Annotated in this window: 13 protein-coding genes; 7 read left to right on the top strand and 6 right to left on the bottom strand. The window is 70.5% G+C overall.

The window, feature by feature from the left end; genetic code table 11:
• A partial coding sequence (locus VGD44_RS23825; RefSeq protein WP_331090873.1) for an alpha-amylase family glycosyl hydrolase occupies positions 1-1197 on the top strand: 1197 nt, incomplete at its 5' end.
• Between the two features lie 4 nt (positions 1198-1201).
• Here the strand turns inward: VGD44_RS23825 and VGD44_RS23820 are convergent.
• A complete protein-coding gene (locus VGD44_RS23820) occupies positions 1202-1501 on the bottom strand; it encodes a hypothetical protein (protein WP_331090872.1) in 300 nt (99 codons plus the stop codon).
• A 188-nt stretch (positions 1502-1689) separates the two neighbouring features.
• On the opposite strand from VGD44_RS23820, the gene VGD44_RS23815 reads away from it, so the two are divergent.
• The gene (locus VGD44_RS23815; RefSeq protein WP_331090874.1) at positions 1690-2781 is read left to right on the top strand and encodes an aromatic ring-hydroxylating dioxygenase subunit alpha; all 1092 of its coding nucleotides are present in this window, start codon (positions 1690-1692) and stop codon (positions 2779-2781) included.
• On the opposite strand, the gene VGD44_RS23810 is transcribed toward VGD44_RS23815, so the two are convergent.
• Together VGD44_RS23810 and VGD44_RS23805 are read right to left on the bottom strand one after the other, a co-directional pair.
• Positions 2778-3752, bottom strand: a complete 975-nt coding sequence (locus VGD44_RS23810) for a hypothetical protein (protein ID WP_331090871.1) — start codon at positions 3750-3752, stop codon at positions 2778-2780. The genes VGD44_RS23815 and VGD44_RS23810 overlap by 4 nt on opposite strands.
• Positions 3753-3888: 136 nt before the next feature.
• A complete protein-coding gene (locus VGD44_RS23805) occupies positions 3889-4974 on the bottom strand; it encodes a L,D-transpeptidase (protein ID WP_331090870.1) in 1086 nt (361 codons plus the stop codon).
• 45 nt (positions 4975-5019) lie between these two features.
• On the opposite strand from VGD44_RS23805, the gene VGD44_RS23800 reads away from it, so the two are divergent.
• Both VGD44_RS23800 and VGD44_RS23795 read left to right on the top strand, forming a co-directional pair.
• Complete coding sequence (locus VGD44_RS23800; protein WP_331090869.1) at positions 5020-5943, top strand: M15 family metallopeptidase; 924 nt, start codon at positions 5020-5022, stop codon at positions 5941-5943.
• A gap of 35 nt (positions 5944-5978) precedes the next feature.
• A complete protein-coding gene (locus VGD44_RS23795) occupies positions 5979-6779 on the top strand; it encodes an alpha/beta hydrolase (RefSeq protein ID WP_331090868.1) in 801 nt (266 codons plus the stop codon).
• A gap of 4 nt (positions 6780-6783) precedes the next feature.
• Here the strand turns inward: VGD44_RS23795 and VGD44_RS23790 are convergent, their stop codons facing one another.
• Positions 6784-7410, bottom strand: coding sequence for a glutathione S-transferase (locus VGD44_RS23790; RefSeq protein WP_331090867.1), 627 nt, complete (start codon positions 7408-7410; stop codon positions 6784-6786).
• 79 nt (positions 7411-7489) lie between these two features.
• Between VGD44_RS23790 and VGD44_RS23785 the strand changes: the two genes are divergently transcribed.
• The gene (locus VGD44_RS23785) at positions 7490-9136 is read left to right on the top strand and encodes an acyl-CoA dehydrogenase family protein (protein WP_331090866.1); all 1647 of its coding nucleotides are present in this window, start codon (positions 7490-7492) and stop codon (positions 9134-9136) included.
• 12 nt (positions 9137-9148) lie between these two features.
• Here the strand turns inward: VGD44_RS23785 and VGD44_RS23780 are convergent, their stop codons facing one another.
• Together VGD44_RS23780 and VGD44_RS23775 are read right to left on the bottom strand one after the other, a co-directional pair.
• The gene (locus VGD44_RS23780) at positions 9149-9790 is read right to left on the bottom strand and encodes a TetR/AcrR family transcriptional regulator (protein WP_331090865.1); all 642 of its coding nucleotides are present in this window, start codon (positions 9788-9790) and stop codon (positions 9149-9151) included.
• A 9-nt stretch (positions 9791-9799) separates the two neighbouring features.
• The gene (locus VGD44_RS23775; RefSeq protein WP_331090864.1) at positions 9800-10450 is read right to left on the bottom strand and encodes a TetR/AcrR family transcriptional regulator; all 651 of its coding nucleotides are present in this window, start codon (positions 10448-10450) and stop codon (positions 9800-9802) included.
• A gap of 339 nt (positions 10451-10789) precedes the next feature.
• Between VGD44_RS23775 and VGD44_RS23770 the strand changes: the two genes are divergently transcribed.
• Both VGD44_RS23770 and VGD44_RS23765 read left to right on the top strand, forming a co-directional pair.
• Entirely contained in the window at positions 10790-10990 is a 201-nt protein-coding gene (locus VGD44_RS23770; protein ID WP_331090863.1) for a twin transmembrane helix small protein, read from the top strand.
• A 1-nt stretch (position 10991) separates the two neighbouring features.
• On the top strand, positions 10992-11316 hold a 325-nt coding region (locus VGD44_RS23765; RefSeq protein WP_414694720.1), incomplete at its 3' end, for an ATP:cob(I)alamin adenosyltransferase.

Below are 11316 nucleotides of genomic sequence, written 5' to 3'. Positions count from 1 at the left end.
AGCGTCTTCGGCGGCCCGGCCTGGGCCTACCAGCCGGCGCGGCGGCAGCACTACCACCACAAGTTCCTGCGCCAGCAGCCGAAGCTGAACTGGCGCGATCCCGGCGCACGCGAGGCGGCGCTGTCGGTGCTGGACCACTGGCTGGAGAAGGGCGTCGACGGCTTCCGCCTGGACGTGGCCGGCACCTACCTGCACGACGCCGACCTGACACCCAACCCGCCCGTGCCGATGGCCGAGCGGCGCAGCCTGCACTGGAGCCACGCCGGCAACCTCCAGCGCCACCTCTACGACTCCAACCTCGAGGAGAACGTCGAGATGCTGGGCGTCATCCGCCGGCGGGTGGAGGCGTTCAGCGGCGTCAACGGCGGCGACCGCTTCGTGTTCGGCGAGTTCTCGGAGGAGGAGGCGCGCTGCGGCGCCTACTGCACGCCCGCCGACGGCCTGCATTCGGGCTACACCTTCGTGATGCTGCTGGCGCGAAAGCTGGAGACGAACTTCGTCACCGAGCACTACGACACGCTGTCGGCCTATCCCGGCCACTGGCCGACCATCAGCTTCTCGAACCACGACGTGCCGCGCACCGTCAGCCGGTTCGGCGGCCCCGACGCCCCGCCCGAGCTCGCCCGGATGCTGTTCGCCCTGCTGGTGGCCCTGAAGGGCACGACGCTGATCTACCAGGGGGAGGAGCTGGGCCTGCCGCAGGCCTCGCTCACCCGCGAGCAGCTGCGCGACCCGGTGGGCGACCTCTACTGGCCCTATGACGGCGGCCGCGACGGCTGCCGCACGCCGATGCCGTGGACGACGGGGCCCAATATGGGCTTCACCGAGGGCGAGCCCTGGCTGCCGCTGGCGGCCGAGCACCGCGGCCTGTCCGTCGAGGAGCAGGCCGGCGATCCCGACTCCATGCTCACCTTCGCCCGCGAGATGATCGCCTTCCGCAAGGCCTCGCCGGCGATGACCGTGGGCGACATCGCCTTCGCGAAGATGGACGCGCCGGTGGTGGCCTTCGTGCGCGAGCACGAGGACGAGGCCGTCGTCTGCGTCTTCAACTTCAGCGCCCAGCCGCAGGTGTTCGACCACCCGACCCTGTCGGTCGCCGACCTCCTGCCCCTGCGCAGCGGCGAGGCCGAACTGCGCGGCGACTCCGTGGGCCTGTCGCCCTACGCCGCCTGCTTCCTGCGGCTGGGGCAGGACTGAGCGGCTATTGCCGGCCGGGCTCGATCCGCTGGATCACTTCGTTGCCGGTGGTGGGGTCGGTGCTGACCCACTCGTCGCCCACCTGCCGACGGACCGGCGCGTAGCAGTAGCGGGCGGGATTGTGGACCGGCGGGTCGGTCTGCCAGTGGCAGGTCTTGCCGTCGGGCGTCCGCTCCCACGCGCCGCGGACCCAGTCCGAGCCGCGCGCCTCCCGCCACGTGCCGTCGGCGTCGACGTAGCGGCGGGCGTAGTAGTAGGCCTTGGGCACGGCGATGGTCAGAGTGTTGCCATAGAGGGCAGCCATCGGATCGTCGCCGGGAGAGGCGGCCGCTAGGGGCGCGCCGACCGGCGGGCTGAATGCCGAGGCGGCGACGACGGTCGCGGCCGAGGCGATTTGGATTAGGGCGTTTTTCATGGCGAAATGGATACGCTTCGCCAGACTTCAGCATCAGTGAATTCGCCGAATGAGTGATTTCAGCTTGGTTGATCAAGATGCCTGACGGCGAGCCCCGCACCAGCCGCGCTGAGACCCGCTTCGGCACGGGCTTCCTGACAGACACCTGGTACCTGGCGGCCCTGGCGCAGGACCTGCGGCCGGGCAAGCTCGTGCATCTCGAGCTGCTGGGCGAGCCCGTGGCGCTGGGCCGCGCGCGCAGCGGGGTGCTGTTCGCACTGCGCGATGTCTGCCCCCACCGCGCCGCGCCACTTTCGGCCGGGCGGTTCCATCGCGACCCCTTCGGCACGGAGACCGTGGCTTGCCCCTATCACGGGTGGCGCTTCCGGGCCGACGGCGCCTGCGCGGCGATCCCCTCGCTCACCGCCGACCAGGAGATGGACGTCAGCCGCATCCGCGTGCGGCGCTATCCGGTGGTCGAGAGCCAGGGCCTGGTCTTCGTGTGGGTCGGCGCCTCGCCGAGCGGCGAGCCCGACTGTTCGCCGCCCACCTTTCCCGGCGTGGTCGGCGGCGCGCCAAAGCTGGTCGACCGGTTGGTGTTCGACGCCCACATCGACCAGGCGGTCGTCGGGCTCATGGACCCCGCGCACGGCCCCTACGTGCACCAGCAATGGTGGTGGCGCGCGGCCGGCAGCGAGCACGACAAGGAAAAGCGCTTCGAGCCCGTCGAAGCCGGCTTCGCCATGGTGCGCCATGCGCCGTCGAGGAACAGCCGCGCCTACGCCCTGCTGGGCGGCCGCCCCGAGACCGAGATCACCTTCCGGCTGCCCGGCCTGCGTTGGGAGCACATCGTCGTGGGCCGCCGCCAGGCGCTGTTCCTCACCTGCCTGACGCCGATCGACGAGAACCGCACCCAGGTGACCCAGATCGCCTGGTCCGACCACCCGGCCTTCACGCTGCTCCGGCCCGCGATCGGCGCCATGGCGCGCGCCTTCCTGCGGCAGGACGCCCACATGGTGCAGCTGCAGAACGCCGGCCTGCAGCAGTCGCCCACCCTGCTCTGGATCGACGACGCCGACCGGCAGGCCAAGTGGTACCAGGCGCTCAAGCGCGAATGGGTGCAGAGCCGCCGCGAGGGCCGGCCGTTCCGCAACCCGGTGGAGCCCGCGACCCTGCGCTGGCGGAGCTAAGCCGCCGCCTTTCGCGAGGCCAGGCCGAGGTCGGCCAGGTCGATCGGGGCGAGCCCGCGGGCGGCCGTCCAGCTGAGACGCGCGCCCAGGGCCGTGACGACGGTCGGCGCTTCCATCTTTTTCAGGTTGGCCTTGGCGAGCGCCATGGCCGGGACCTTCACATGGAGGACCGGGTCGAAATCGGTGTCGGCCAAGCCGCCGGGGCGGCAGATGCGGGCGACCACCTCCACGATCTCGACGGGCGCGACCTGGAGCACCTCGACGGCGGCGCGCAGCGCCACGGAGCAGGCGTTAGCGAGCTGCAGCTGGGCGCGGTCGGCGGGCGGAAGCTCGGTCCAGGCGCCGGCGCCCGCCTTGCAGGCCTCGTCCGGCAGGGCGTCGTACTCGATGAGGTCCACCTGGGCGACCAGCCGCGTGGCCCCTTCGGCCCGCAGGCTGAAGGCTTCGACGACCTCCTTCAGCGCCTTGGCGGCGCCGTTGACCTTCAGCACGCCCGCGATGGCGTCGGGGTTCAGGGCGCGCACCTCGGCGGCCAGGACCAGCATCCGATTGTGGGCGTCGGCCTCGGCCTTGGCCCGGGCGTAGAGCGCAGCGTCGGCCTTGGCGGCCTCGACCACCTTCTCGGTCAGCTCGCGGCGGCGCTCGCGCTCGCGGCCCAGCAGGCTGTCGGCGAACGTCGGGCGATAGGCCGACAGCTTCTTGCGCGCGACGGACGACACCGCGTCGCGCGGCACGGTCGGCGCCATCGGGCCGTCTTCCTCGATCTTCGCCCAGTCGATGCGCTTGAAGACCACGTGATGCGCCTCGGTCAGGCGGGCGATGAGAGTCTCGTAGGCGTCTGCATCGGCCCGGCTCGCGCGGCGGCGCTCGCCCGCCCGCCGGCGGCGCTCCCCCTCGCGCAGCGAGCGGACCGCCACGCGATCTACGCGACTCAACGGCGCGAGGATCTGGGCCGGCGGCCTGGCTGACATCGGGGTTCCCCCAGTGAGAGTGCGGTCTTCTGCCGCTCCTCAAAATGGGTAACGCCGTTTTCGTAACCGAAAGCTTTACAATGGGAATTCCGCGGGAAATCCGTGGGAAAATCAGCAACTTCGACGTGTGAGCCGCTCAAGCTTCGCCCATGAAGATCACTTTCGCGCCCTTTTCGACCGCCCCGGCCAATTGCCGCACGTCCCAGTTGGTCAGCCGCACGCAGCCGTGGCTCGCCACCTTGCCGACCAGCCGCGGCTCGGGCGCGCCGTGGATGCCGTAGGTGTCCTTGGTCAGGTCGATCCAGACCGCGCCGACCGGATTGTTGGGCCCGGCCTTGATGGTGAGCTTGCCAGCCTTGCGGTCGCCGAAGTTCAGGCGGCTGGGGTCGTAGGTCCAGGTGGGCTCGGGTGCGATCGTGCGCACGGCCCACTCGCCGTTGGGCGTCGGCAGCTCCGACGAGCCCACCGTCGCGGGATAGGCCGCCAGCAGCCGGTCGGCCGCATCGTAGGCGCGGACCTGCTTCATCGCCTTGTCCACCTCCACCTTCGCCACCTTGGCCGGCAGCTGCGGGCGGGACGGCGCGGCGACCACGATCTTCGTCCCCGCGGCGGCAAAGTCGACGCCCGGGTTCAACGCCTGCAGCAGCGCCGCGTCCATGTGGAACCGCTCGGCCAGCGCCTCGAGCGGACCGGTGAAGCCCAGCCGGTCCAGCTTCGCCATGTCGGCGTAGTCCTTGGGGATGACGGGCGTGTAGGGTCCCGCCACGTCCTCGGCGGTGATCACGTAATCGGTCAGCACGGGGCCCTCGTCGGCGGTGAGCTTCCCCCAGACCTCGGCGTCCAGCAGGCCGTCCTCCGGCAGGCCGTTCGCCCGCTCGTACGCGGCCACGGCGTTCTTCACGTTCTCGCCGTCCTGGCCGTCGATGACCCCGGGCGAGAAGTGGGCGCGGTCCAGCAGCACCTGGGCGCGGATCATCATGTCCCGCTTCGCCTGAGGGCTCGCGGGCGCAGCCTCCCACTGCGCGGCGTCGACCGCCTTGGCGACCGGTGCGGCCGAGGGCTGCGGCGGCAGGTCCAGAACGGGAGGCGCCGTAGACGACGCGGCCTCCGCTGTGGCCGGCGCTGAGGCCGGCGTCACCTCGGTCGTCTCCCGCGGACGGATCTCGCACGCGCAGAGCGCCACGATCGACATCCCCGAAAGCAGCCCCGAAACGAACTTCATGCTGGACCTCTGCGTTTGGCCGCGGTTGCTGGAGCGGCGATGTGGATGAAGCTTCGAGACATCATCCGGTTCCTGTGGGCCTCGGCGGCGGCCGTCGTGCTGCTGCTGCTCCTGTTCCTGCGGGTGACCGGCTGCTCGCCTCTGGGCGGTGAAGCCCGGCAACCACTGGGTGCTCCCGTCACCGCGGCGCCCGAGACGCCCCAGCCGGTCAGCGACCTGTGCCGCGCCGAGGGTTGGACCGCTGCGGCACAGACCAACGCCAACACCCTGCCCTCGCTCGCCTGGGAGCCGTTCCGCCGCCCGGAGACCGGCTGGGAGGTCTACGTCACCCTGATCCAGCACGAGATCGGCACGACCTGCCCGGCGAACTCCGAGGGTTTCGCCCGCGCGCTCGCCGACTGGGAGCGGCAGAACGGCCAGACGCCCGACGGCGTGCTGACCGAGACCGCCTTCCTGGCGATGAAGGGCGTCGTCCAGACCCGCCGCGAGTTCGTGCGCTTCACCTCGGGCGGCGCCTGCCCCGAGACGCCCGACCTGATCACCGCGGCGCGGATCGACGAGGGCTACGGCGGCAAGCAGGTGTGGATGCGGCCCAAGGCGCTGGAGGCCTACCGCCGCATGGCCGCCGCCGCCCGCGCCGAGGTTCCGGACATCGCCGCCGACCCGCGCAACCTGACCATCTTCTCGGGCTATCGCAGCCCCTCGGCCGACGCCGCCCGCTGCCAGGCCGAGGGCAACTGCGACGGCATCGTCCGCGCCCGCTGCTCGGCCCACCGCACGGGCCTCGCCGCCGACGTCTATGTGGGTCAGGCTCCGGGCTACAGCCCCGATTCCAGCGACGACCCCAACCGGCTCTACATGACCCGCACGCCCACTTACCGCTGGCTCGTGGCCAACGCGCGCCGCTTCGGCTTCGTGAACTACCCCTTCGAGCCCTGGCACTGGGAGTGGACCGGCGAGAGCCCGTAGACGGGCGCGGCGTACCGGCTTTACGGTCGCGCCCCATGGCCACCGCGACCTTGAACGGCGTCACCATCGCCTACGACGACATCGCCCCGCCCGGCCCGGCCGAGCGGACGATCCTCCTGCTCCACGGCTTCGCCTCGAACCGCGACGAGGGCTGGAAGCGCACCGGCTGGTACCAGGCCATGGGCCGGCGCGGCTTCCGGGTGATCGCCATGGACCAGCGGGGGCACGGCGAAAGCGTACGCAGCCACGATCCCGCGGACTACGGGCGCCTCGCGCTGGCGGCCGACGCCGTCGCGCTGCTGGACCACCTGGGCGTCCGCCAGCCTGAGGTGTTCGGCTACTCGATGGGCACCCGCACGGCGATGCAGATGGCCATCGACGCGCCCGACCGGGTGAACAACCTCATCCTGGGCGGCGTGGGCGGCAAGCTGTTCGACCCGCCGAAGCCGCCCGAGAACGGCGAGACCATCGTCACCGCCATGACGGCCGAGGATCCGTCCACCATCAAGACCGAGTTCCTGAGGAGCTTCCGGCAGTTCGCCGACGAGCAGGGCGAGGACCGCCAGGCCCTGGCGGCCTTCAGCCAGGCCATGGGCCCGCCGCTGGACCGCGAAGCCCTGCGCCGGCTGGACATGCCGGTGCTGGTGATCGCGGGCGCGGGCGACGACCTCGCTGGCGACCCGTCGGCGCTGGCCCAGATCTTCCCGCACGGGCGCGGCAAGACGCTGCCCGGCTGCGACCACTTCTCGGCCATCCCGCACGCCGCGCTGAAGGCGGCGGTGCTGGATTTCCTGGACGGCGTCCCCGACGAAGACGACTTCCCGCCGTTCGAGTGAGCGTCTACCGCGGACCCAGGTTGTACGGGCCGCCCTTCTCCAGCGCGCGGCGATAGGCCGGGCGCGCCTGGAAGCGGTCGACCCAAGCTGCGATGTTCGGGTACTCAGCCGCGCGCTGGGCCTTCGCGATCTCGCCCACGAAGCTCATCTGGATGTCGGCCGCGGTCAGGTCGTCGCCGACCAGCCAGTCGCGGCCCGCGAGCGAGGCTTCCACGTAGCCCAGGTGGTTGGCTGTCTCGCTCTCGATGCGCGGCTGCAGCGGCGCGCCCGCCTCGCCCAGGCGGCCGACGTACAGCGCCAGCATCAAGGGCAGCATCGCCGAGCCCTCGGAATAGTGGAGCCACTGGTTGTAGGCCTCGTACTCGGGCGTCCCCTGCGCCGGAGCCAGCCGGCCGCCGCCGTAGGTGCGCTGGATGTAGTCGATGATGGCCCCGGACTCGATGATCGTGAGGTCGCCGTCGGTGATCACCGGCGACTTGCCGAGCCGGTTCACGGCCTTCAGTTCGGGCGGAGCCAACCGGGTGGTTGCGTCGCGCTGGTAGAACTTGATCTCGTAGGGCGTCCCCAGCTCCTCGAGCAGCCAGAGGATGCGCTGCGAGCGGCTGTCGTTCAGGTGATGGACCGTGAGCATGAGGGCGCCTCCCGTTCGTTTTCTGCGATACAGCAGAGACGGCCTCACCTGACGCAACGCAACCCTGCCAAAAGGGCGCATGAGCCTGATCCTGCCCAACCTGCCCGACCTGCTGGACGCCGCCGCCGACGAGGCGGCCTCGCTCACGACCGCCATCTCCAACGCGGTCTCAAGTCGGGTGAAGTCGAACGGGCGGCTGGACCGCGCCGCGCTCGACGCCGAACAGCACGCCGCCCACGGCCTGGCCTGGGCGGCCGCCTACGCCGAGACCCTGCGTCAGACCGCGGCCTGGGCGCGCGCGCTGCACGCCGAGGGCCGCCTGACCGAGGCCGAGGCCCTGCCCGCGCAGGTGCTGGCGCACGAGTACCTGAGCCAGCTGGTCGGCGGCATTCCGATGAACCAGGGCGAGTTCTTCCGCCCGGCCGACGTCTTCGCCCCCGCCGAGCGGCTGACCCACGTGCTGGGCCGCCTTCGGCCCGGCGCCTCGCAGGCCGCCAAGCACCGCATCGTCGAGCTCCTGGAGCAGGCCCGCAGCCGGCCTTCGCTGGAGGCCAGCGGCCTGGACGAGACCCTGGAGGCGATCCGCGACCAGTTCCACGCCTTCACGGACGAGAAGATCACCCCCTTCGCCCACGGCTGGCACCTGCGCGACGAGCTGATCCCGCTCAGCCTGCTGGAGGAGCTGGGCGATCTCGGGGTCTTCGGCCTGACGGCGCCGGAGTCCTGGGGCGGCTCGGGACTGGGCAAGGTGGCCATGTGCGTGGTCTCCGAGGCGCTGTCGCGCGGCTGGATCGGGACCGGCTCGCTGGGCACGCGCTCGGAGATCGCCGGCGAGCTGATCCTCGCGCACGGCACGCCGCGCCAGAAGCAGCGCTTCCTGCCCGGCATCACGTCCGGCCGCACCATCCCGACGGCCGTGTTCACCGAGCCCGAGGCCGGCTCCGACCTGGGCTCCCTGCGCACCCGGGCGGTCCGCGAGGGCGACGTCTGGAAGGTCTATGGCGCAAAGACCTGGATCACCCACGCCGCCCGCGCCGACCTGATGACGCTGCTGGTCCGTACCGACCCGGCGTCGAAGGACCACCGCGGCCTCTCGATGTTCCTGGCCGAGAAGCCGCGCGGGACCGATGCAGAGCCCTTCCCCGCGCCCGGCATGAGCGGCGGCGAGATCGGAGTCATCGGCTATCGCGGGATGAAGGAGTACGAGATCGCCTTCGACGGCTTTTCCGTGCCACACGCCAACCTGCTGGGCGGCCAGGAGGGCCAGGGCTTCGTCCAGCTGATGGCCACATTCGAGAGCGCCCGCATCCAGACGGCCGCCCGCGCCATCGGCGTGGCCCAGAACGCCCTCGACCTGGCGCTCGACTACGCCCTGCAGCGCAAACAGTTCGGCGAGCCGATCGCGAAGTTCCCGCGGGTGGCCAACAAGCTCGCGATGATGGCCGCCGAGCTGGTGGGCGCGCGGCGGCTGGCCTGGTTCGCGGCGCGGGCGAAGGACGACGGCCGGCGATGTGACCTGGAAGCGGGCATGGCGAAGCTCACGGCCGCCCGCATCGCCTGGGCCGCCGCCGACAACGCCGTGCAGATCCACGGCGGGACGGGCTTTGCGATGGAGCAACCGGTCAGCCGCGTCCTGGCCGACGCCCGCATCCTCAACATCTTCGAGGGCGCCGGCGAGATCCAGGCGCAGGTGATCGCGCGGCGGCTGCTCGAGGGCGCGAACTGAGCAAGCGTGCGGTCAGCTCCGCGGGGCGAAGCCCTCGGCGATCAGGCCGATCTGGCGGTCCATGACGGCGATCATCGCCTTGGTGTCGGCCTCGTGGGTGATCACCAGCCGGTAGGTCCAGGCATAGGCGCTCATTAGGAGGTCGATCACCTCCTGCAGGTCGACGTCCAGGCGCACGTCGCCCACGTCCTGCCCCCGGATCAGGGTCTCGCGGATGACCTCCTGCAGACGCGCGTTGCGGCCGTAGGGGCGCGCGCCTTCGCTCAGCGTCCAGTCGTAGGCGGCGGCGATGTGCGACATGAAGAGCCGCACATGCTTGGCCTCGAACTCGAAGTGGATGGCGAACATCGTCCGCAGCCGGTCGGCCGTGGACCCGCGCAGGTGCGGCATGACCCGGTCGATCTCCGCGAACAGCGGGTCGAGCCGGGCGACCATCACCTCGGAGAGGATCTCGCCCTTGGAGGCGAAGGTCGTGAAGACGCTGCCCACGGATACCTGGGCCCGACGCGCGATCTCGCGGATCGTGGTGCCCTGGTAGCCGTGGGTGTCGAACAGCTCCCGCGCAGCGTCCAGCACCCGCTGGCGCGTTGCTTCCTTCTGCGACTGCCGGGGGGTGGCGGAGCGTTCCGGAACCGATCCGACGTCAGCTGTCATCGTGCTGGCTCAGCCGCGACGCGCCCCGGCCAGCAGGATGCGGATCTGGTCGCGGGCGCGGGCCTGCAGGGCGTCCAGGCCCCAGCCTTCGAAGATCGCCTGCGGGAAGTTCGACAGGTAGGTATCGAACAGCATCTGGCTGCGCAGCTTGACCTCGGATTCCTGCGACAACTCGCCGCGCTCCACGGCAGCGGTCAGCTGCTCGGTGAACAGGTCCTGGAAAGCCGTCGACGACTGCATGCCGCGAAGCGTCGGGCCGCCGTCCTTGTCCCACGACACCGAGAAGGCGGCGCGGGCCAGTTGCAGGCGGGTCTTGTAGAAGGTGTAGCCGGCCATGAAGATCTTCAGGACGGCGTCCTCGACGTTGCGGCCACGGGTGGCGGCGTCGCGCATGGCGGCCGTGAGGGCCTCCATGTCGTCCTGCATGATCTCGCGGAACAGGTCTGACTTGTCGGTGAAATTGGCGAACACGGCGCCGGTCGACATGCCGGCGGCGGCTGCGATGTCACGGATGGTGGCGCCTTCGTAGCCCTGTTCGCTGAAGAGGCGGCGGGCGGCGGCGAGGACCTTCAGGCGGGTCTGCTGCTTGGCGAGGGCGCGGCGGGTGGGGGCGCGCGTCGGAGCATCGACGGCGACCTGACTGGGGGAGATGTGCTTCATTCTTCTCTTGGTTTCGCCGTGTCGGGGGAGAACCCGGCGGTCTCTGGGTGGGGAGGATGCCGGAGGCGCCGAGGCGTATCACCGGCGGTGAACACGTTCAATAAACTCACGACGCGAAACTGTCGCAGCCCGCGCGCGATTCGACTCTCGGCGCTGCAATGGGAGCGCTCACAGAGGCGGCTAAGCCATTATTCCATAAGGTTTCGCGCGTCACGCCGAATCTCGCCGTTCTGCCGGAACCCCTGCTCGTTGAACATGATCAAGCGCGCTAAAGTCAAGTTTAAAATAGACCTGTGCTTCCCCATGGCGTAGCGCCGTTCTCGGCCCTAAGCTAGCGGCATGGACCTATTCGACTATCTGATCTTCGCCGCCCTGGCCGTCGTGGCCACGGTCCTGGCGCTGGGCATCTACGCCCTGTTCCGCGGCGGCGACTTCGGACGGTCGTGGTCGAACAAGCTGATGCGCCTGCGCGTGCTCACCCAGGCGGTCGCCGTGGCGGTGCTGATGCTGGCCGTCTGGTGGCGCAGCAGCCAGGGCTGAGATGGTCACCCTCAACCGCATCTACACGCGCACCGGCGACGCCGGGACGACCCGGCTGGCCACCGGCGCGACGGTCAGCAAGACCGACCTGCGCGTCGAGAGCTATGGCGCGGTGGACGAGACCAATTCGGCCGTGGGCGTGGCGCGGCTCCATTGCGATGACGATCCCGATCTCGATGCAATGCTCGGCCGCATCCAGAACGACCTCTTCGATCTTGGGGCCGATCTCGCCACGCCCGACACCGGCGAGACGCCGGAATGGGAACCGCTCAGGATCGTCGAGTCGCAGGTGGCGCGGCTGGAGACGGAGATCGACCTTCTCAACG

Source organism: Phenylobacterium sp., assembly GCF_036402295.1.
Taxonomy (GTDB): Bacteria; Pseudomonadota; Alphaproteobacteria; order Caulobacterales; family Caulobacteraceae; genus Phenylobacterium.
The sequence above is the reverse complement of the archived record's forward strand: the minus strand, read 5'-3'. Positions and strand labels throughout refer to the sequence as shown.